The sequence below is a fragment of the Streptomyces cinereoruber genome (assembly GCF_009299385.1).
In the GTDB taxonomy this organism is placed as follows: Bacteria; Actinomycetota; Actinomycetes; order Streptomycetales; family Streptomycetaceae; genus Streptomyces; species Streptomyces bikiniensis.
Genome location: NZ_CP023693.1, coordinates 6,143,592 through 6,164,053, shown reverse-complemented (window position 1 = coordinate 6,164,053; position 20,462 = coordinate 6,143,592). Strand labels below are relative to the sequence as shown.

At 73.9% G+C, this 20,462-nt stretch carries 20 protein-coding genes; 4 read left to right on the top strand and 16 right to left on the bottom strand.

Annotation, left to right across the window (positions count from 1 at the left end):
• Positions 1-71: 71 nt before the first annotated feature.
• The 3 genes from CP977_RS27780 to CP977_RS27770 all read right to left on the bottom strand — a co-directional run bounded on the left by CP977_RS27780 (position 72) and on the right by CP977_RS27770 (position 5,328).
• Entirely contained in the window at positions 72-746 is a 675-nt protein-coding gene (locus CP977_RS27780; protein ID WP_062751519.1) for a hypothetical protein, read from the bottom strand.
• A gap of 14 nt (positions 747-760) precedes the next feature.
• The gene (locus CP977_RS27775; RefSeq protein ID WP_229991787.1) at positions 761-2,797 is read right to left on the bottom strand and encodes a pre-toxin TG domain-containing protein; all 2,037 of its coding nucleotides are present in this window, start codon (positions 2,795-2,797) and stop codon (positions 761-763) included.
• Between the two features lie 245 nt (positions 2,798-3,042).
• Positions 3,043-5,328 carry an ATP-binding protein gene (locus CP977_RS27770; protein ID WP_079130958.1) on the bottom strand — a complete coding sequence of 762 codons (2,286 nt, stop codon included), beginning with the start codon at positions 5,326-5,328 and terminating at the stop codon, positions 3,043-3,045.
• 180 nt (positions 5,329-5,508) lie between these two features.
• Here CP977_RS27770 and CP977_RS27765 point away from each other — a divergent pair, with 180 nt between their 5' ends.
• Positions 5,509-6,237 (top strand): hypothetical protein, encoded by a 729-nt coding sequence (locus tag CP977_RS27765; protein WP_152371004.1) that lies wholly within the window; start codon positions 5,509-5,511, stop codon positions 6,235-6,237.
• 45 nt (positions 6,238-6,282) lie between these two features.
• Here CP977_RS27765 and CP977_RS27760 read toward each other — a convergent pair whose 3' ends face one another.
• The 7 genes from CP977_RS27760 to CP977_RS27730 all read right to left on the bottom strand — a co-directional run bounded on the left by CP977_RS27760 (position 6,283) and on the right by CP977_RS27730 (position 12,508).
• Positions 6,283-7,077, bottom strand: coding sequence for an SDR family NAD(P)-dependent oxidoreductase (locus tag CP977_RS27760; protein ID WP_062751521.1), 795 nt, complete (start codon positions 7,075-7,077; stop codon positions 6,283-6,285).
• Positions 7,078-7,165: 88 nt separating this feature from the next.
• Positions 7,166-7,738, bottom strand: a complete 573-nt coding sequence (locus CP977_RS27755; protein WP_062751522.1) for an LOG family protein — start codon at positions 7,736-7,738, stop codon at positions 7,166-7,168.
• Between the two features lie 102 nt (positions 7,739-7,840).
• Entirely contained in the window at positions 7,841-8,419 is a 579-nt protein-coding gene (locus CP977_RS27750; RefSeq protein WP_152371003.1) for a hypothetical protein, read from the bottom strand.
• On the bottom strand, positions 8,416-9,591 hold the full coding sequence (locus CP977_RS27745; protein ID WP_062751524.1) for an ROK family glucokinase: 1,176 nt from the start codon (positions 9,589-9,591) through the stop codon (positions 8,416-8,418). The genes CP977_RS27750 and CP977_RS27745 overlap by 4 nt, the downstream gene beginning before the upstream one ends.
• A gap of 57 nt (positions 9,592-9,648) precedes the next feature.
• Positions 9,649-10,443: an ATP-binding cassette domain-containing protein gene (locus tag CP977_RS27740; RefSeq protein WP_062751525.1), complete on the bottom strand. Its 795-nt coding sequence runs from the start codon at positions 10,441-10,443 to the stop codon at positions 9,649-9,651.
• Complete coding sequence (locus tag CP977_RS27735; protein ID WP_062751526.1) at positions 10,440-11,492, bottom strand: ABC transporter permease; 1,053 nt, start codon at positions 11,490-11,492, stop codon at positions 10,440-10,442. The genes CP977_RS27740 and CP977_RS27735 overlap by 4 nt, the downstream gene beginning before the upstream one ends.
• Complete coding sequence (locus CP977_RS27730) at positions 11,489-12,508, bottom strand: sugar ABC transporter substrate-binding protein (RefSeq protein WP_079130959.1); 1,020 nt, start codon at positions 12,506-12,508, stop codon at positions 11,489-11,491. Before CP977_RS27730 ends, CP977_RS27735 begins: the two co-directional genes overlap by 4 nt.
• Positions 12,509-12,762: 254 nt before the next feature.
• Here CP977_RS27730 and CP977_RS27725 point away from each other — a divergent pair, with 254 nt between their 5' ends.
• On the top strand, positions 12,763-13,764 hold the full coding sequence (locus CP977_RS27725) for a Gfo/Idh/MocA family protein (RefSeq protein ID WP_062751528.1): 1,002 nt from the start codon (positions 12,763-12,765) through the stop codon (positions 13,762-13,764).
• A gap of 32 nt (positions 13,765-13,796) precedes the next feature.
• Here the strand turns inward: CP977_RS27725 and CP977_RS27720 are convergent, their stop codons facing one another.
• Positions 13,797-14,471 carry a response regulator transcription factor gene (locus CP977_RS27720; RefSeq protein WP_062751529.1) on the bottom strand — a complete coding sequence of 225 codons (675 nt, stop codon included), beginning with the start codon at positions 14,469-14,471 and terminating at the stop codon, positions 13,797-13,799.
• A complete protein-coding gene (locus CP977_RS27715) occupies positions 14,468-15,679 on the bottom strand; it encodes a sensor histidine kinase (RefSeq protein ID WP_152371001.1) in 1,212 nt (403 codons plus the stop codon). The genes CP977_RS27720 and CP977_RS27715 overlap by 4 nt, the downstream gene beginning before the upstream one ends.
• Before the next feature lie 146 nt (positions 15,680-15,825).
• Between CP977_RS27715 and CP977_RS27710 the strand changes: the two genes are divergently transcribed.
• Positions 15,826-16,047, top strand: coding sequence for a hypothetical protein (locus tag CP977_RS27710; RefSeq protein WP_062751531.1), 222 nt, complete (start codon positions 15,826-15,828; stop codon positions 16,045-16,047).
• A 52-nt stretch (positions 16,048-16,099) separates the two neighbouring features.
• Here the strand turns inward: CP977_RS27710 and CP977_RS27705 are convergent, their stop codons facing one another.
• The 3 genes from CP977_RS27705 to CP977_RS27695 all read right to left on the bottom strand — a co-directional run bounded on the left by CP977_RS27705 (position 16,100) and on the right by CP977_RS27695 (position 18,241).
• The gene (locus tag CP977_RS27705) at positions 16,100-16,480 is read right to left on the bottom strand and encodes a hypothetical protein (protein WP_062751532.1); all 381 of its coding nucleotides are present in this window, start codon (positions 16,478-16,480) and stop codon (positions 16,100-16,102) included.
• Between the two features lie 11 nt (positions 16,481-16,491).
• Positions 16,492-17,478 carry a DMT family transporter gene (locus CP977_RS27700; protein WP_062751533.1) on the bottom strand — a complete coding sequence of 329 codons (987 nt, stop codon included), beginning with the start codon at positions 17,476-17,478 and terminating at the stop codon, positions 16,492-16,494.
• A 154-nt stretch (positions 17,479-17,632) separates the two neighbouring features.
• The gene (locus CP977_RS27695) at positions 17,633-18,241 is read right to left on the bottom strand and encodes a dihydrofolate reductase family protein (protein ID WP_152371000.1); all 609 of its coding nucleotides are present in this window, start codon (positions 18,239-18,241) and stop codon (positions 17,633-17,635) included.
• Between the two features lie 173 nt (positions 18,242-18,414).
• On the opposite strand from CP977_RS27695, the gene CP977_RS27690 reads away from it, so the two are divergent.
• On the top strand, positions 18,415-19,155 hold the full coding sequence (locus CP977_RS27690; RefSeq protein ID WP_062751535.1) for an SDR family NAD(P)-dependent oxidoreductase: 741 nt from the start codon (positions 18,415-18,417) through the stop codon (positions 19,153-19,155).
• A 188-nt stretch (positions 19,156-19,343) separates the two neighbouring features.
• Here the strand turns inward: CP977_RS27690 and alc are convergent, their stop codons facing one another.
• On the bottom strand, positions 19,344-20,462 hold the full coding sequence (gene alc, locus CP977_RS27685) for an allantoicase (RefSeq protein ID WP_062751536.1): 1,119 nt from the start codon (positions 20,460-20,462) through the stop codon (positions 19,344-19,346).

The window sequence follows — 20,462 nt, the reverse complement described above, 5'->3', positions numbered from 1 at the left end:
TCCGGCCCCTCGAACCGCTCCGGGGCGGCCGGGTCGGCCGCCCCGGAGGCGGGGGCGTGTTCCTCCGCGTCTCAGTCGACGAGGTGACGGATCGCGTCGACCACGTGCGGGCCGTACCCGAACGCCGTGCCGAGGCGCTCCAGCCGGTCGTACGTCTCCGGCGCCAGCCGCGACCAGTACCCGTTCGCGGCGTGCAGCAGGAAGCGGAACGCCAGTTCCGCGCAGACCTCCTCCGCGCAGCGCACCAGCGCGCCCCGCATCGCCGCCAACGGCACGTGGCTCCAGGGCCGCTGCTGGTCGAGCGTCCCGACCAGCTCCACCACGTCCGCCGTCAGCCTCCGGTGCTCGATCGCCGCCGGCGAGGTGCCGTCGGGCACGCACGCCGGGAAGGCCGAGCAGGAGGAGGCCGAGGCGCCGCGCGACCGGGCGACCGGAACGACGAAGGACACCACCTCCTGGAGCCACTCGCGCTCCTTGCCCGGGGTTCCCGGCGCGCCGAGTGACATGTCCGTGGCCTCCCACAGCAGCGCGATCTCCTCGCCGCCGAGGCCGGAGTCCCTCAGCCGCAGGAGGTCTTCGACGAGCAGCAGGAGGGGGGCCGGATCGCCCTCCGAGCCGTACCGCCGGGCGATGTGGTCCAGCGCGTCGTCGGCGTAGTCGCTCCAGTCGCGATGGAAGGAGGAGCCCAGCGCGGTGGCGCCGAAGTCGAAGTCCACCCACTCGTGCCGGGCTTCGGGGTCGTGCACGGAACTGCTCCTTCTTACAGCGGGTAGGCGGTCAGGACGTAGAAGCCGCCGGGCTTGTGGCCCTTCTTGATGGCCAGCGTCACCTTGAACTTGTTGCTCGTCGTGGCGCTGTGGTTGCCCAGGTGGTCCATGCTGTCACCGAGCGACCCGGTCCCGTACGAGCCGGTCAGCGTGAGCTGCTGGGGCTTTCCGGGCTTGCCGGATTCCCTCACCCACTTCTCGATGCGGGCCTTGTTCTCGTCGACGACCTGGTTGACCGCCTTCTGGGCGAGGTCCGCGCTCGACCAACGGCTGTTGGGCGTGGGCTTCCCGATCTTCTCGGTCTTCCTGACCGCCAGGGCGCGCATCTGCTGGAGGGTCACGTTGACGTGCTCGTCCAGGGTGTGGGCGACGCCCGGGAACATCCGTTCGGCGCGGGCCAGGTCGGTGCAGTTGTGGACCAGGACGTCCTCGGTGCCGACCCGGACGTAGTAGCTGTCGATTCCGCTGACGTCGAGGTCGTACGTGTCCTGCCGCTCGTCGCCGCGGTCGGTGGCGGCGACCGTCGCGGACCCGCCCTCCGGGGTCCGCAGGCGGTCCCCGGGCTCCAGTTCGCCCGCCGGGACCCAGTCTCCGCGCTCGGGCAGCCAGTAGCGGTGGTCGGCGGTGGAGGTGACGGTGCCCGAGCCGCGGGAGTCGCCCTCGCCGGTGGTCACGGTCAGGCGGACGAACGCCTTGTCCGTGGACGAGGAGGTGAACGGCACCGACTGGACCGGTCGCGGCACCGTCAGCTCGACGTCGCCGCCCGGGTCGGTGGCCAGGACGAGGTCACCGGCGCGTACGTCCTCGATCGGCCTGTGCGAGCCGTCCGCCATCAGCACCGGCGTGCCGGCCGGGAAGCTGTTGCACGTGAAGACCACGTCGCCCTTGCGCACGTTCCTGATGTCGTCCGGGACGAGCTTGCCGCCGAGCTTGAGCCAGCGCAGTACGGCGAGGGAGCCGAGGCCCCGGTCGAAGGCGTCGAGGTGCTCGCCGGTCATCAGGTCCTTGCCGGTGACGGCCTCGATGACGCCCTTGCCGTCGCCGATGCCCGGCAGCAGACCGAGCAGGAGGGACATGCGGCGCTGCTGCTCCTCCTCGTCCAGGCCGGAGGAGCCGTCGCTCCAGGTCTTGCCGAGGTCGGAGAAGTCGAAGTCGAAGGCGGGCACCTCGCGGAGGCCTTCGGCGGCCTTCTTGATCGCGGGGACGACCTTGTTCATGTCGTCCACGGCCTTGTTGGCGTCGCCGATGCCCCGGTTGAGCTGGTCCATGCCCTGGTTGGCCTTGGCGATGGACTTGTTCATGGAGCCGAGCGAGCGGTTGATGTCGTCGACGGCGTCGTTCATCGTGTTCAGGCCGCGGTTCATCTGCGCGAAGCCGGCGTTGATGTCGTCGAGCGCCTTGTTGATGCCGTCGAGGCCGCCCTTGATGCCGTCGACCGCCTTCTGGAACTTCGGGTCGCCCACGATGCTCGCCAGCATCAGGACGAGCTGGATCAGCATCATCGTGAGCTGGATCATGACCAGGATGGTCTCGATCGTCTCCAGGACGTCCTGGATCAGCTTGTCGATGTCGGTCTGCGCGCCGGCGGCGACCGCGCGGATCCGGTTCTCGACCTCCTTGCGGTACTCGGGGTCCGCGATGGTGGTCGGGTCCTGCTCGAAGGCCTCCTTCAGCTCCTTGAAGCCGGCGGCCTCCTTCTTCACCGTGCCGAAGTGGTCGACGGTGTCCTTGTGGAGGTGGTGGATGCCGTAGGCGAACATGCCGATGCCCGCGCCGACCTTGACGGCCTTCCCCGCGAAGTCGCGGTAGCAGGCGGGCTTCTCCAGGAGCGACAGCTTGCCGCAGCCGGAAACGGCGACCGCGCTCTTGACGATGGAGGCGAGCCGGTCGGTGTCGAGCCGCGCCTCGGCGCGGGCGAGCTCCTTCTCCGCGGCGGCGACGCGGATGCTCTGTGCGGCGACCGCACTCTCCTTGCCCATGCCGAGCGTCACGAAGAGGCTGAGCAGGAGGAGGAAGGAAACGGATCTCAATCCTGAACGGTGGTTCATGTACGTCCTGTGCCGGAGGACGCGGCGCCACCGGATGGTCCGTCCGGCGTGTCCCGCGTCCCGAGTTCCCCCGGGAGGGCGTGCGATGGCGACGCTCCCCCCGATTACCGACGAGTAGCTTAAGGCCTTCGCGGCACTTCTTGATCATCCGGACGCGGGCACGGGCGGACACGGTGCGGTCGGATGCGGCCACGACCGGACGCGGTGCGGCGCGGGCGTTCGCGGAGTCAGGCGCCGGAAGCGGTGGATTCCGTCAGTTCCCGGTCGGCTTCCGCCCGTCGGGGGTGGTTCTGTTCGGCGAGGCCGCGGCGGGCGGCCTCCAGTGTCGTACGGGCCTCCGCCCCGCGGCCGAGGCGGCGCAGCGCGATGCCCAGGTCGAGGCGGGCCGGCTCGCTCCACGCGGTCATGCCGGCCGCCTCGAAGCTTTCCAGGGCGCGGCGCAGCAGCGGCTCGGCCTCCGCCCAGCGGGCCAGCTCGCCCAGGTCCTGGCCGAGTTGGTGGAGCGTGCCGGCCCGGAACAGCGCCAGGAAGTCCGCCGACTGGCCCGGGATCCCGGCCCGGCACAGCTCCTCGCCGCGCCGGTGGACGGCCAGGGCCTCCTCGGCCCGCCCCATGGAACGCAGCTGCGCGCCCAGCGCGTTGAGCGTCGACAGCTCCGCCAGCCGGGCCTGCGGCGCCGGGTTCTCCCGGTGGCAGGCCGCGGAGGCCTCAAGACCCGCCACCGCCTCCTCGGCCCGGCCGAGGCGGTGCAGCGCCCCCGCGCCGTAGCCGTGGGCCCAGCCGGCCTGGAGGAGGTCGCCCGTCTCGCGCGCCGCGGCCAGCGCCTCGCGGGCCGTCGCCAGGCCCGCGTGGGGGTCGTGGACGCACAGGTTGTACGCCCAGGCCAGGTAGTTGAGGTGCACGGCCTCGTCGCGCCGACTGCCCAGGGCCCGGGCGGCGGCCACCGAGCAGCGGAACACCTCCGCCCACTGCTCCCAGTGCTGGACGCGGTCCGAGAACCAGTGCATGGCCTCCGCCGCGTCCAGGACCTCCCGGTGGTGCCCGTCCGCGAGGGTCCGGTGCAGGGCGTCCAGCCACTGCGCCCGCTCCGCCTCCAGCCAGGCGCGCGCCTCTTCGGGCCCGTGGGGCGCGGTGGCCGCGTCGGGGTCGCCGACGGGCGGGCGCTCGGGGTCGAAGTGGAGCGCGGCGGCGCCGGCCCGGGCCAGCGTCCAGCGGGCGGTCTCCCCCTGGGCCCGGGCGAGTTCGGCGGGGTCGTCCTCGGCCAGCAGCTCGGCGGCGAACAGGCGCAGCAGGTCGTGGAAGCGGTAGCGCTCGGCGGCCGGGTCCGGCAGCAGCAGCCCCCGGTCGGCCAGCTCCTCCGCGCACCGTTCGGCCTGCCGCAGCGTCGTTCCCGCCAGCAGCGCGGCGGTCCGGGGGGAGAAGTCGGGGCCCGCGGCCAGCGTGGAGCGCCGCAGCACCCGCCGTGCCTGCGGGTCCAACTGCCCGTACGAGAGGGCGAAGGCGGCCCGCACCTGGAGGTCCCCGGCCCGCAGGACGTCGAGCCGGCGCTCCTCGTCGGCGAGGAGGGCGGCGAGCTTGGCGAGCCGTTCCTGCGGGCGGGCCGCCAGTCGCTGGGCGGCGATCCGCACCGCCAGCGGCAACTGCCCGCACAGGTCGGTCAGATCGCGTGCCGCCTGCGCCTCCGCCGCCACCCGGTCCGGGCCGATGATCCGGCCGAGCAGGGCGACGGACTCCTCGCGGCGCAGCAGCCCGAGCGCGAGGCGGTGGGCGCCTTCGAGGCCGGTGAGGGCGTTGCGGCTGGTGACCAGGGTCAGCGCGCTCCCCGTGGCGGGCAGCAGGGGCCGGATCTGTTCCTCGTCGGCGGCGTCGTCGAGGAGGAGGAGCACCCGCCGGTCCTCGACCACGGTCCTGAACAGGTCGGCCCGGCCCCCGGTGTCCTGCGGAACGGCGGCCTCGGCGACCCCGCACGCGCGCAGCAGCGTCCCCAAGACCTCGCGCGGCTCGGCCGGGTCCGCCCGCGTGCCGCGCAGGTCCACGGCGAACCGCCCGTCCGGGTAGCGGTCCGCGAGGGCGTGCGCCGCCCGTACCGCGAAGGCCGTCTTGCCCAGCCCCGGCTGGCCCGTGACCAGGACCACCGGCGGGACCCCGGCGTCGGTGTCCTCGGCCAGCGCCCGCAGCCGGTCGAGGTCCGCCTGCCGGGCGGTGAAGTCCCTTACGTCGCGCGGCAGTCGCAGCCCGGCCTGCGCCAGGGGGGCCTGCTTCGGTCGGGGCCGGCCCGCGGCGGCGGCCCGCTCCAGCGCCTCCGCCTCGGCCCCGGCGGGCGCGAGCGCCGCCACCAGGGCGGCCACCGTACGGCGCTGCGGGCCCCGGGTCCGTCCGCGCTCCATGTCGGCCAGCGCCCGCACGCTCACCCCGGCCCGGTGCGCGAGCTCTTCCCGGCTGAGCCCGGCACGCCTCCGCAGGACGCTCAGCAGCGAGGCGAACTCTCCGCGGGCGGTGTCGGCGGTGCTCATGGTGCGGGTCTCCCGGGCGAGATGGGGTGGACAAGATGGCGGCGGCATCGGCGCACGGTCCGGCAGAAGTGATCAGGAGCCTACTTCCGCCGGTGGGACTTCCTGGTGTCGACCTCGCGTCCGATGGTGGACTGACCGTGCAATGCAGTTGTCGCCTCACCCGTTTCACGGGGGTCCACCATGCGTGTCCGTCACCGGCACCGCGCTCTTCTCGCCGTCACCACCGCCGCCCTGGTCCTGAGCCTGACCGCCTGCAACGGCGACGACCAGGCCGCCGCCACGCCCACGACCGGGCCGGACACGACCGCCTCCGGTCCCGCCGCCACCGGTCCCGCCGCCACCGGAGCGCCGTCGGACGGGAGCCCCTCGGAGGCGCCGAAGGCTCCCGAGTCCTCGCAGGCGCCGGAGGCGTCGCAGAAGCCGAACGGCGGCGGGTCGGCGAACAACACCGAGGCGTACGCCTACAAGCACCCCTGCGCGATGACGCAACTCTCCCTGAACGTGCGTCAGGAGGGGACGCGGCGGATCATCGAGGTCGCCAACAAGGGCGCGAGCGCCTGCGGCCTGGACCTCCTGCCGGCCGTCGCCCTCGGTGACTCCTCCTCCGCCGACCGGAGCAACAGCCTCCGCCCGCTGGTCCCCAGCGGGATCGGCGGCCCGAACCACGCCCTGCTCGCGGGCACGAAGGCGTACGCGGTGCTCGACCTCAACCCCGGCGGGAAGGCCGGTGCCAAGGGCATCGACGAGATGAACGTCCTCGTCAGCCCGTCCCACATGCCCAACGCCGACACCCGCTCCTTCCCCCTCGGCGCCGGCGCCTCCGTCTCCGGCCCCGAGCTCGGCCTCTACCACGGCAGCGTCGCCGACGCCGTCGCCTCGATGCGGCAGGCCGACATCGCCCAGCAGTAGGACCGGGTGAACGGGGCTCGGGGGTCCCGTTCACCCGGTCCGCCGCTACGGCAGGATGGAGTCGACGTACCCGCCGTCGACCCTGAGGGCGCCCCCGGTGGTGGCGGAGGCGTGGTCGGAGGCGAGGTAGACCACCATGGCGGCGATCTCCTCCGGCTCGATGAGCCGCTGCAGCAGCGACTGCGGCCGGTACTCGCGCATGAACGCGCGCTGGGCCTCGTCCCAGGGCAGGGAGCGGTCCACCAGCTCGTACACGAAGTCCTCGACGCCGCCCGTGTGCGTGGGGCCCGCGACGACCGAGTTGACGGTGACGCCGCTGCCCGCCGCCTGCTTGGCGAAGCCGCGCGTGACCGCCAGGAGGGCGGTCTTGGACATGCCGTAGTGGATCATCTCGGCGGGGATCGCCACGGCCGAGTCGCTCGCGATGTTCTGCACCCGCCCCCAGCCGCGCTCGGTCATGCCGGGCAGGTACCGGCGGATCAGCCGCACCGCCGCGAGGACGTTCACCTCGAAGTAGCGCCGCCACTCGTCGTCGCCGATCTCCAGCGGGTCGGCCTCCCCGAAGATGCCGAGGTTGTTCACCAGGACGTCCACCCGGGGCAGCGCCTCCGCGGCGCGGCGCGCGCCCTCCTCGCTCGCGACGTCGGCGACCACGGGGACCAGGTCCGCGCCCGTGACCTCGGCGCGGATCTCCGCGACGGCCCGCTCCACCCGCTCCCCGGTGCGCCCGTTGACGCCCACGCGGGCCCCCGCGCGGGCCAGGCCCGTGGCGATCGCGGCGCCGATCCCCTGGGTGGAGCCGGTGACCAGAGCGGTCCGTCCTGTCAGATCGATGAGCATGGGGGCGCCCTTCCTGGGGCCACGGGTGGCTGTCCCTCCCCTGTACCCGGCCCGGAACCGGCCGCACCGGAAGACGCCCGGACAGCCCCTAAGCGCCGTGTGCGGGCCGGTGGGCGTCGTGCAGTCGTTCCTCCAGTGCCTCCAGGAGGCCGGGCAGGTCGGAGGCGACGGCGAGGTCGTCCAGGGTGGGGGCGGCGAGGAACCCCGTGGCGGAGATGGAGCGCAGGGCGGCGAGCAGCGGGGTCCAGAAGCCTCCGGCGTCGAGGAGGCCGACGGGCTTGGCGTGGAAGCCGAGCTGGCGCCACGACCACACCTCGAAGATCTCCTCCAGGGTCCCGAGGCCGCCGGGCAGGGCGGCGAAGGCGTCCGCGCGGTCGGCCATGATCGCCTTGCGCTCGTGCATCGTGTCGCAGACGACCAGCTCCGTCACCCCCTCGTGCGCCCACTCCCGTTCGATCATGCTGCGCGGGATGACGCCGACGACCTCGCCGCCCGCCTTCAGGGCCGCGTCCGCCAGGACGCCCATCAGGCCCGTGCGGCCGCCGCCGTAGACGAGGCCGATCCCTCGCCGGGCCAGGTCGGTGCCGACGGCGGCGGCGAGTGCGGCGTACGCCGGGTCGTGCCCGTCGGAGGAGGCGAGGAAGACGGCGAGGCGGCGCATGGGGACCTCCCGGGGGCGACTGCGGCGGACGGTCCGGTCTACCACGGGCGCTTCGCTCCGGCCAGGGGGCTTCCGGGGGCGTGGAGGGAGCGTTCTCCCGGCTCAGGGGCTCGTCGTGGAGACCACGTACACCCGGGGGAAGGCCGGTTCCGTGAGGTCGACCGTGATGTCCGTGGTCGGGCGGGGCTCCTCGCGGGTGACGGTGGTGCCCGACCAGGTCGGGCCGCCCTGGAAGGTCCAGGCGGCGATGGAGCGGTCGCGTTCGCCGATGGTGATCCGGCCCGGGGTGAGCTGGGAGCGGGCGGCGCCGGACTCGGCGAGGAAGGTGTCGAGGCCGGCGGCGGTCGTCGAGAACCGGACGTACAGCCGGCTCGTCCTCCAGTTGCTGGTCTCGTAGTACGCGACCTCCCAGGCGCCGGAGGGGATCGGGACCTCGAAGACCCGGCGCTTCATCAGGGAGGGCCAGTTGTCCTGGAGGCCGACCACCGAGGACTCGCGCTCCTTGTCGCGGCCGCTGTCGCGGCTCTGCCCGGCGGAGATGACGAGGTAGCCGGCGGGGATGCCGACGAGGAGCACGATGATGACGGCCGTCAGCCAGCGGCGGCGGATCATGTGCCGGCGGTCCTCGGGCATCCTCTCCCGGGGCGGGCGGGGCGGTCGGGGCGGGGCGGTCGGGATCATGCGGGCGGGTCCTCGGGGGTGCGGGCGGCCCGGACGGAGGTGCCGCTGCGCAGGGCCTGGGCGTAGCGCTCGTACCGCTCGTACCGCTCGACGCGGCGCCGGTTGGCGCGGCGGAAGCGGCGGGCGACGAGCCGGGCCAGGTCGGCGGCGCCGACCATGCCGGCCTCGGGGCCGAGCTGGGCGCGGACGAGCCGGGCCTCGGGGCGGTAGCCGCGGCCGGTGAGGTGGCGGCGGAAGGAGTCGCGGGCGGGGCCGATGAGGAGGTCGTCGGCGGCGGAGACGCCTCCGCCGATGACGAAGCAGGAGGGGTCGAGGGCGGCGGCGAGGTTGGCGATGCCGACGCCGAGCCACTGGCCGATGTCCTGGAACAGTTCGACGCACATGGCGTCGCCCTCGCGGGCCAGCTCGGTGATGAGCGGGCCGGTGATGTCGGGGACGTTCCCCTTGACCCGCTCGATGATGTTGTACGCGACCGGGGAGTCGGCGGCGGCCAGCTCGCGGGCCTCGCGGACGAGCGCGTTGCCCGAGCTGTACTGCTCCCAGCAGCCGCGGTTGCCGCAGGGGCAGCGGTGGCCGCCGGGGACGACCTGCATGTGGCCGAACTCGCCGGCGACGCCGTACTTGCCCCGCTTGACCTGGCCGTCCTCCAGGATGGCGCCGCCGATGCCGGTGCCGAGGGTGATCATGACGAGGTGGTCCTCGCCGCGTCCGGCGCCGAAGCGCCACTCGGCCCAGGCGGCGGTGTTGGCGTCGTTGTCGACCATGACGGGGACGGCGAGGCGGCCCTGGAGGGCGTCGCGCAGGGGCTCGTTGCGCCAGGCCAGGTGGGGGGCGAAGAGGACCCGGGCGCGGTCGGCGTCGACCCAGCCGGCCGCGCCGATGCCGACGGCGTGCACGTCGTGCCGGTCGGAGAGGTCCAGGACCAGTTCCACGATGGTGTCCTCGACCACCTTGGGGCTCTTGGACTTGTCCGGGGTCTCCGTGCGGATCTTCTCCAGGATGTTGCCGTCGGCGTCGACCACTCCGGCCATCACCTTCGTGCCGCCGATGTCGATGCCGACGGTCGGCACCCGGGGGGCCGTCAGGTGGGAGCGCCGTTCCCGGGTCCCCACGGTCCGCAGCACGGTGCCGCGGGCGGAGCCGCGGTGGGCGAGGTCACGGTAGGTACTCATCGGCTCCGATTCTGCCAGGCGGGGTGTCCGGGGACCGTGACGACGGGGAGGGCCGCGTCACGTGGCGGAGGGGCGCTCCAGCTCGTGGCGCAGGTCCTCCAGCTCGCTGCCGCCGGCCATCTGCCGGGTCAACTCGTCCAGGGTGACGGAGCCCTTGGTGTGGCTGCCGGCCATGACGCCCCGCTTGAGGAGGACGAAGCGGTCGCCGACGAGGTGGGCGTGGTGGGGGTTGTGGGTGATGAGGACCACGCCGAGGCCCTGGTCGCGGGCGGCGGCCACGTACTTCAGGACGACCCCGGACTGCTTGACGCCGAGGGCGGCGGTCGGCTCGTCGAGGACGAGGACCTTGGCGCCGAAGTGGACGGCGCGGGCGATCGCGACGCACTGGCGCTCGCCGCCGGAGAGGGTGCCGATGGGCTGGTCGACGTCGCGCAGGTCGATGCCCATGCGGAGCAGGGCCTCGCGGGTGGTGGTCCGCATGAGTGCGGCGTCGAGCCGCTTGAACGGCCCCCTGCCCTTGGTCGGCTCGGAGCCGAGGAAGAAGTTCCGCCAGACCGGCATGAGCGGGACGACGGCGAGGTCCTGGTAGACGGTGGCGATGCCCCGGTCGAGGGCGTCGCGCGGGTTGGCCAGGGTGACCTCCTCGCCCTCGATGCGGAAGGTCCCGGCGTCGTGCCGGTGCAGCCCGGCGACGATCTTGATGAGGGTGGACTTGCCGGCGCCGTTGTCGCCGAGGACGCAGGTGATCTCGCCCGCGCGGACCTCCAGGGAGACCCCTTCGAGGGCGCGGATGTTGCCGTAGTACTTGCTGACGTCGTCCAGCTCGACGAGGGGCGCGGTCGCGGTCGTCACTTGGTGGCCTCCACGCGCTTGCGGATCCAGGCGTTCAGGAGCGTGGCGAGCAGCAGCATCGCGCCCAGGAAGAACTTGAACCAGTCCGGGTTCCACTCGGCGTACACGATGCCCTTGCTGGTCATGCCGAAGATCAGGGCGCCGACCGCCGAGCCGATGGCCGAGCCGTACCCGCCGGTGATCAGGCAGCCGCCGATGACGGCCGCGATGATGTAGATCAGCTCGTTGCCGACGCCCTCGCCCGACTGGACGACGTCGAAGGAGAAGAGCAGGTGCTGGCCGGAGATCCAGGCGCAGAAGGCCACGCCCGCGTAGAGGCCGATCTTGGTGCGGTGGACGGGGACGCCGACCGCGCGGGCCGCGTCGGCGCCGCCGCCGACGGCGAAGATCCAGTTGCCGAAGCGGGTGCGGAGCAGGATCCAGGTGGCGAGGGCGACCAGGCCGAACCACCACAGGATGGTGACCTTGAGCTCGACCCCGCCGAGGGTGAGCTGCGAGGCGAAGAGCTTGCGGGCGGCGGGGAAGCCCTCCATGTCGGCGATGGTCTTGGTGGAGACGGTGCCGCTGATCAGCTTGGTGAGGCCGAGGTTCAGGCCGGTCAGCATGAGGAAGGTGCCGAGCGTGATGATGAAGCTGGGCAGCTTGGTGCGGGTCAGCATGACGCCGTTGAAGACGCCGATCGCCAGGGTGACGAGCAGCGAGACGCCGACGCCGACCCAGACGTTCGCCGTCATCTGGTAGCTGAACATCGAGGAGACCAGCGCGGAGCTGGTGACCATGACGCCGGCGGAGAGGTCGAACTCGCCGCCGATCATCAGCAGGGCGACGGGGACGGCCATGATGCCGATGGTGGAGGCCGCGTAGAGGACGGTGCCGAGGCTGGAGGCGCGCAGGAAGCTGTCGGCGAAGACCGCGAAGAAGACGAAGACGGCGGCGGCGCCGACGACCGAGCCCAGCTCGGGGCGGGCGAGCAGCTTCTTCAGCGGGGTCGTGCGCAGCAGGCGTTCGTCGACGTGGTCGATGCCGGACGGCGGGGCGGTGGAGCTCATCGGGTGCCCCGATCCGCGTAGGCGACGAGGTCGGCGGCGTTCTCCTTGGTGATGATCTGGGGGCCGGTGAGGACCGGCTTGCCGCCGCCGAGGACGTCGGCGTTGTAGCGGTACAGCCAGAGCAGGTCGACGGCCTCGTAGCCCTGGAGGTAGGGCTGCTGGTCGACGGCGAAGCCGAGGGTGCCGGCCTTGAGGGCGGTGGCGACCTTGGCGTTGAGGTCGAAGGTGTCGATCTCGGCCTTGCTGCCGGCGCTCTTCGCGGCCTGGACGGCGGTGTCGGCGAAGGGGGCGCCGAGGGTGACGACGGCGTCGACGTCCTTGTCGGCCTGGAGCTTGGCCTCGATGGAGGCCTTCACGTCGGGCATGTTGGTGCCGTCGACGTACAGGTTGACGAGTTCGCCGCCGAAGGTCTTCTTCGCTCCGGCGCAGCGCTGCTCGTGGCCGACGTTGCCCTGCTCGTGCAGGACGCAGAGCGCCTTCTTCTTCCCCCGCTTGTCGAGCTCCTCGCCGACGGCCTCGCCGGCGACGGTCTCGTCCTGGCCGATGTGGGTGAGGGCGCCGTAGGCCTTGGACTGCTCGGCGCCGGAGTTCACGGTGATCACCGGGATGCCGGCCCTGACGGCCTTCTCGACGGCGGCCTTCATGGCGTCGGGCTTGGCGAGGGTCACGATCAGGCCGTCGACGCCCTTGGCGATGTACGAGTCGACCAGCTGCGCCTGCTGCTGCGCCTCGTCGCTGTGGGCGTAGAGGAAGTTGATGTTGTCCTTGACGGCGGCCTGCTGGGCGCCCTTCTGGACGATGTCCCAGAAGGTGTCGCCGTCACCCGAGTGGGTCACCATCGCGAAGGTCCAGCGGGGGGTGTCGACGGCGGCCCTGCCCTGGGCCTGCGCGGCCTTGCGGGCGTCCTCCGCCCGCTTGCCACCGGTGCTGCTGCACCCGGCGAGTGCCGTGGTCAGCGCGAGTGCGAGCACGGCGCCGACGGCGGCGCGTACCCCTCCTGTCCGAAGCCTGGTCACGAGGCCGTGCCCTCCTTTGTGTCCTTTGCGTGCGTTGCAGGCGTGCATTGCAGTATCGGTCATGCGGGTCGGGCGGCTCGCCGCGGGGCCCGGCGCCGGGGCCGTCGGGTCGCCCGCCGCGGGGGCGCGAAGGGGGAGCGTAGTCCCGGGTGCGGGGGACGGGAAGCCGACGGCGGAAGGGCGGCGGGAAGGTGTGGTGTCCTGCTGCCCTGACCTGCCTTGACAGGGGGTGGGCCCGCCCCCACGGTGGGGCCATGCGCATCGGACTCATCGGTACGGGACGGATCGGGAGCTTCCACGCGGGGGTGCTGGCCCGCCACCCGGAGGTCGGGTCCCTGGTCGTCGCGGACGCGGACCCCGCGCGGGCGGCCGGGGTCGCGGAGGCGCTGGGGGCGGAGGCGGTTCCGGACGCGGACGCGCTGCTCGGGAGCGCCCCGGACGCGGTGGTGATCGCCTCGGCGACGGCGGCGCACGCGGAGCTGATCGCCCGGGCCGCCGGGGCGGGCCTGCCGGCCTTCTGCGAGAAGCCGATCGCGCTGGACGTGCCGGGGACGCTCGCCGCGCTCGACGCGGTGGCGGCGGCGGGCACGGAGCTCCAGCTGGGGTTCATGCGCCGCTTCGACGCCGGGTACCGGGCGGCCCGCGAGGCGGTGCGGTCGGGGCGGCTCGGCCGGCTGCACACCGTACGGGCGGTGACCTCGGACCCGGAGCCGCCGCCCGCCGCGTACCTGCCGCTCTCCGGCGGCCTCTTCCGCGACTGCCTGGTGCACGACTTCGACGCGGTGCGCTGGGTGACCGGGCGCGAGGTCGTCGAGGTGTACGCGACGGGCTCGGACGCGGGTCCGGCGGTGTTCCGGGAGGCGGGGGACGTGTCCTCGGCCGCCGCGCTCCTCACCCTGGACGACGGCACGCTGGTGACGGCGACCGCGACCCGGTGCAACGGCGCCGGGTACGACGTGCGGATGGAACTGGCGGGCGAGCGGGGCCAGATCGGGGTGGGCCTGGACGACCGCGCCCCGCTCACCTCCGTGGAGCCGCAGGGGCCGCCCGCGCCGGAGAAGCCGTGGCCCGGCTTCCTGGAGCGGTTCGCCCCGGCGTACGAGGCGGAGCTGGACGCCTTCGTACGGCTCGTGCGCGGCACGGCCCCCAATCCGTGCGACGGGCGCGAGGCCCTGGCGGCGCTGCGGGTCGCGGAGGCGTGCGAGCGCTCGCGGCGGGAGGGGCGGCCGGTACGGGTGGAGGCGGCCTCCGGCTGAGCCGCCGGGGGCGTGCTCCTCCGAGGGGCGCCCTATGCGCCGCCCTGCTCCTCGTCCAAGAGGCCCGCGTCGTGGACGAGGAGGGCGATCTGGACGCGGTTGTTGAGGCCGAGCTTGGCCAGGATCCGGGAGACGTACGTCTTGACGGTCGGCACGCTCATGTACAGCCCGGCGGCGATCTCCGCGTTGGAGCGGCCGTGGCCGACGGCGACGGCCACCTCCCGCTCGCGGTCGGCGAGTGCGGCGAGGCGGTCGGCCGCCGTGGTGCGCCGGGGCTGCTCCGGCCGGCCCGCGACGTGGGTCATGAGCTGGCGGGTGACGGCCGGGGACAGGACGGGGTCGCCGGCGGCGACCCGGCGGACGGCGGCGACGATCTCGGCGGGCGGGGTGTCCTTGAGGACGAAGCCGGCGGCGCCGGCCCGCAGGGCGCGCAGGACCTGCTCGTCGGCGTGGAAGGTGGTGAGGACGACGACCTCGGGGGCGCCGGGCCGGGCGCGCAGGAGTTCGGTGGCGGTGAGGCCGTCGACGTGGGGCATGCGGATGTCCATGAGGACGACGTCGGGGGCGTGCCGGGCGACGAGTTCGGGGACGTCCCGGCCGTCGGAGCCCTCGCCGACGATGTCGAGGTCGTCGGCTCCGCCGAGCATGAGGGTGAGGCCCGCGCGGACCAGGGGGTCGTCGTCGACGATGATCAGCCGGATGGTCATGGGGGCCACGGTAGCCAGGCGCACAGGGCGAAGCCGCCGTCGGGGGCCGGTCCGTGCGCGAGGCGGCCGCCGGCGAGGGCGGCGCGTTCGGTGAGCCCGATGAGGCCCTGGCCGGAGCCGGGGACGTGCGGGGCGGGCCCGGCGGGGGCCGGGTTGCGGACCTCGACGGTGAGGCCTTCGCCGGGGCGGCCGCGGACGGTGACGGTGACGGGGGCGCCGGGGGCGTGCTTGCGGGCGTTGGTGAGGCCCTCCTGCGCGATGCGGTAGACGGTGCGGCCGGTGGCGGCGGGGACGGCGGCCGGGTCGTCGACGGTGGTGTCGAGGACGACCTCGGCGCCGGCCTCGCGGGACTCCTCGACCAGCGCGGGGAGGGTGGCGAGGGTGGGCTGGGGCCGGTGCCCCTCGCCGTCCTCGTCGGGCGCGCGCAGGACGCCGATGATCTCGCGGAGGTCCTGGAGGGCCTCGTGGGCGCTGTCGCGGATGACGCCGGCGGCGCGGGCGATCTGCTCGGGCGGGGCGTCGGGCCGGAACTCCAGGGCCCCGGCGTGCACGCTGAGCAGGGTGAGGCGGTGGGCGAGGACGTCGTGCATCTCGCGGGCGATGGCCTCGCGGGCGAGCCGCTGGGCCTGGGCGGCGCGCAGTTCGGCCTCGGCCTCGGCGCGGCGGGCGCGCTCCCTGAGGGCCTCGACGAGCTGGCGCCGGGAGCGGACGAGCATGCCCCAGGCGGTGACGAGCAGGATGAGGACGAAGCCGAGGACGAGCGAGAGCGTGAGGCCGGTGGTGGGGTCGGGCCGGAGGAAGGCCTGGGCGGTCGAGGTGGCCACGGCCAGCGCCCCGATCCAGGCGACCTCGCGGAAGGGGCGGCGCACGGCGACGCTGAACAGGCTCGCGAGGACGGCGCCGGCGGCGACCGGGGCCACCAGGTTCACCAGGGAGAGGCCGATCGCGAGCCCGGCCGGCCACCGGCGGCGCAGCCAGAGCGCGCAGCAGGCGAGGCCGCCGGCGAGCTGGTCGAGGAGGGTGACGGTCTCGCTGGTGTACTGCGCGCTGGTGTCGGCGGCGACGAGGCCGACGAGGGCCGCGAGCAGGAAGAGCGAGGTGTCCACGATCCAGTCGCGGACGGTGCGGCGGGGCCGTGCCGCCCCGCTCCCGCCCGGTTCGACCAGGTGGGAGGGGAACAGCCAGCGCTGCCGGTCCGTGCGGGTCATGTTCGCAATGTACGCAGCCGGGGGCGCCGGGGAGGGGCGGGAGCGGCCGGGTCGCTACCGAAGTCGCGGAGATCGATACTTCGGTAGCGGCGGGCGTGGACCGGGGTCGGACGCGGCCGCTCCCCCGCCCCGGTCATGATCGGGACATGAAGAGATTCCTGGAGACCGTCGGGTTCGTGATCGCCCTGGCCGGTGTGTGCGGGGTGGTGCGGGAGCTGACGGACGGCTGGTTCGGGTTCATGAGTCTGACCCGTCTCCTGACGGAGAACGTGGGGTTCCTGGAGGGGCGGGAGCTGTTCGCCAACATCGTGATCGCGGTGCTCGGCGGGGTCGTCCTGATCGTCTCGGACCGGGTGCCGAAGTCCTGAGCGGGGGGTCGGGCTGTCTTGAGCGGGGGCCGGGCTGTCCTGAGCCGTGGTCTCAGGCGCCGGCGGAGTCCAGGCGGGTGACCTCGGCGAGGTAGTCCGCCGTCCGGTGCGCGGCGGAGCCGCCGGTGTAGAGGGCGGCTCCGGCGACGGCGAAGGGGAGGGAGCCGCCGAGGAGGGCGACGAGACCGGGCCAGTCGCGCGACTCGACGCAGTCCTCCTGGTGGACGTACTCGCTGGTGAGGAGGGAGGGGCAGGGGCTGCCGCCGTCGCTCTGCTCGTACGGGGTGACGAGGAGGACGGCGCACCAGATCCAGAGGAGGCCGGCGACGGCGAGCAGGAGGATCCCCCAGCCCTGGGTGCGGCGGGCGCGGGCCCTGAACTCGTTGGTGTGGACGAGGGAGCGCGTGGACGAGGGCCGTGTTGACGAGGACATGGAGAGAGAACCTACCGGTCGGCCTCGCGGGCCCTGCCCGGGCGGTCGGCCTCGCGGGCCCTGCCGGGCCGGTCGGCCCCGTCGGCGGCGCGGCGGCCCCAGGCGGTGCCCGCGAGGACGAGGGCCGCGCCCGCGAGGCCGAGGGCGCCGGGGCGGTCCCCGGCCAGGGCGATGCCCGCGGCGGCGGCCCAGAGGGGTTCGGTGCCGAGGAGGAGGCTGACCCGGGACGGGGAGGTGCGGCGGACGGCCCACATCTGCACGAAGAAGGCGAAGAGCGTGCAGAAGACGGAGAGGAAGAGCAGCCCGGCCCACTCGCGCGGGCCGAAGTCGAGGGCCGTGGCCCAGGGGGAGGCGCCGGTGCCGGGGAAGGCGGCGAGGACGGCGAACACGGCGACGGCGGAGCCGAGCTGGACGGTGGTGAGGGAGAGCGAGTCGGCCGTGCGGACCGCCTTGATCCGGGACATGGCCAGGACGTGGACGGTACGGGCGAGGGCGGCGAGCAGCATGAGCAGGTCGCCGGTCGAGGGGGCGGTGAAGCCGCCGCCCTGGGTGAGCAGGACGACGCCCGTGACGGAGAGCGCGGCGGCGGTGAGGAAGGCGCGCGTCGGGCGCACGCCGGTGACGGCGGCCTCGGCGAGCGGGGTGAAGATCATGGTGAGGCTGATGATCAGGCCCGCGTTGGTGGCGGAGGTGTGGACGACGCCGTAGGTCTCCAGGAGGAAGATCCCGCCGAGGATGAGCCCGAGGGTGCCGGCGCCGCGCCACTGGGCGGCGGTCAGGGCGCGGAGCCTGGTCCATCCGGCGGCGACGAGGACGGGCAGCACCACCGCGAACCGCAGGACGAGGACGGCGACGACCGTGTGGGTGGTGGTGATGCCCTTGGCGGCGAGGTAGCTGGCGCCCCAGAAGGCGGCGACGAGCAGGACGGGCAGGTCGGTGAGCCAGGCGCGGCGCGGGGCGCCGAGGGGCAGGGGGGCGGCGAACGACGGAGCCGACATCGGGGCCGTTCCTCCAACTCTCTGGACGGGGTGGAGGCTTCGGCGGCTCGCACGCGGAGGATCACCGTACCCGGAGCGGCCCGTGGTGGCTACACCTTTCCACGTCCGCCCCGCGTCCGCCCCGCGCCCGGCCCGTGCCCGCGCCCGTGTCCGGTCAGTAACTGCCGTACGAAGGCCGTCCTTCGAGCTCGTACGTGTGGATGGCGACGCCCGTGCCGGTCGTGCGCGTCCCGGCGGGGCGGAAGGCGGTGGGGCGGACGCCGTCGGTGAAGAGGCGGCGGCCGGTGCCCAGGACGACGGGGAAGACGAGCAGGTGGAGGGTGTCGATGAGGTCGTGGTCGAGGAGGGTGCGGGCGAGGCCGGCGCTGCCGTGCATCTGGATCTCGCCGTCGAGCCGCTCCTTGAGGCCGGCGACCTCCTGGGCGACGTCGCCGCGGAGCAGGGTGGTCCCGGCCCAGTCGGCCTCGGTGAGGGTGGTGCTGGCGACGTACTTGGGGAGGGCGTTCAGCTTGCTCGCGACCGGGTCGTCGGGGTCGGTCTGCTTCGGCCAGTAGCCGGCGAAGATGTCGTAGGTGCGGCGGCCGAGGAGGAAGGCGGTCGGCCGGGCGAAGACCTCGTCCATGAAGCGTCCGAAGTCCTCGTCGCCGTACGGCACGGACCAGCCGCCGTGCTCGAAGCCGTCGCTGCGGTCCTCGTCGGGGCCGCCGGGGGCCTGGACGACGCCGTCGAGGGTGAGGGACTGGGTGAGGCTGAGGGTGGCCATGGCGGGTGCCCTTCCTGTCTGTTCTCCGGACCATCGTGTTCCGAAAGCTCCGACCGCGCCGCCGCGCGAAACTCATCGGTGCCGGACTCGACGTCCGATTGCCGCCGGTCCTCGACCGCTCCCCCGACTTTCATTGAACCCGCAATCACTTAGTGCTTCCACGGAGGTTCGGGATGTCCACGATGAACGGCACGGCGGTCCTGGTGACGGGCGGCAGCAGGGGGATCGGCGCGGCGACGGCGGTACGGCTCGCCCGGGAGGGCGCGGACGTGGCCTTCACCTACGTACGGGACGAGGCGCGGGCCGCGGAGGTCGCGGCGCGGATCGAGGCGACCGGCCGCAAGGCGCTGCCGCTGCGGGCCGACGCGGCCGACCCCGGGGACGCGGCGGGCGCGGTCGCGTGGGCGGCGGACGCCCTGGGCCGGCTCGACGTCCTGGTGAACAACGCGGGTGTCGGGGTCCTCGGCCCGCTGGAGACGCTGACCCTCGCGGACGTGGACCGGGTCCTCGCGGTGAACGTCCGGGCGGTCTTCCTCGCCTCCCAGGCGGCGGCGGGCCGGCTGCCCGACGGCGGCCGGATCGTCACGATCGGCAGCTGCATGACCCAGCGGGTGCCGGGCCCCGGCGGGACCCTCTACACGCTGAGCAAGACCGCCCTGACGGGTCTGACCAAGGCGCTCGCCCGCGAGCTGGGCGGCCGGGGCATCACGGCGAACCTGGTCCACCCCGGCCCGGTCGACACCGACATGAACCCGGCGGACGGCCCGTTCGCGGCGGGCCAGACGGCCCTCACGGCCCTCGGCCGCTTCGGCACCCCGGACGAGGTGGCGTCGATGGTCGCCTTCCTGGCGGGCCCGGAGGCGCGGTACGTGACGGGGGCGGAGTTCTCGGTGGACGGGGGGCACGCGGCGTAACCCCGGCGGGGTTCCCGGCGCCGGGGCCGCGCGGGGGAATGCGCGAGGGCGCACCGGTGCTGTCGGGCCGGTGCGCCCTCGGGGGCCGGGCGGGGTGTCGTGTCCCGCTCGGGGCGTGGAGGCCGGGCGGGTCGCCCGGCCGGGGCGGGGCCGGGGGGCGTCTCGTCGGCGGGGCGCCCCCCGGGAGGTCAGCCGCCCAGTTCCTGGTGGCGGGCGGTCAGCCGCGCCGTACCGGCCTCCGTGAGGGAGCCGAAGAGGCGGAGGCGGGAGATGCCGCCGTCCGGGTAGATGTCGATCCGGACGCGGGAGCCGACCGCCGGGGCGTCCAGGACGAAGCGGTGGTTGGTGTCGGGCTGGAGGCGGGTCCGGGGCAGGACCTCGGTCCACTCCTCGGAGCCCTCGGCCGCGACGGAGAGGGCGGCCCAGCCGGCGCTGTTGCCCTTGAGGTAGGCGGTGTCGATCTCGACGGCGCGGATCTCGGCCTCGGCGACCAGGGCGTAGCGGATCCAGTCGTTGCCCTTGTCGCGGCGGCGGCGGGTCTCCCAGCCGTCGTCCATCTTGTGGGAGCGGCCGGGCTGGATGGTGTTGGTGGCCGGGGAGTAGAAGCGGTCGGAGGCGTCCTCCACCCGGCCGCCGTTCTCCAGTGCCGCGAGGTCGAAGGTGCCGAGGACGCCGAGCCAGGCCGGGTCGGGGGCGACCTCGCCGTACACGCGGAGGCGGGCGATGCCGCCGTCGGGGTGCTGGTTGACGCGCAGGTGCGTGAAGCGCTGCTCGACGTCGACGGCGAAGCCGTTGGCGGCGTGGCCGCCGACGGCGGTGCGCGGGACGAGCACGGTCCACTTCACGTCGTCGGCGAGGAGGTCCTCGGGCGAGGGCGAGCCGGCGACGGAGGCGGCCTCGACGGAGACGGCCTGCGGGTAGTTGCCGCGGAAGTGGGCGGTGTCGAGGACGATGCCGCGGATCACGCCGGGGGCGCCGAGCCGTACGAGGGCCCAGTCGTGGTCGTCCTCGGTGGGGTGCGGCTGCTGGGCGGAGACGCCGCGGCGGCGGCGGGTCTCCCAGCCGTCCATGATCTTGCCCTTGTGACCGAAGTGCTCGGGGTCGAACTCGGCGGCACCGGGCTTGAGCAGGTTCTCGCGCTCCGCGAAGAACTCGTCGTTGGCCGCGATCACGCCCGCGCCGAGCCGCCGGTCGGCGAGGTCCGCGTACTGGGTGAAGGGGAAGTCGGCCGTGCGGTAGTCGGCGTACGGGTCGCCGCCGCCGTAGGGGCTGGCGTCGCCGGTGAAGGAGGGTATGCCGGTGCTCAC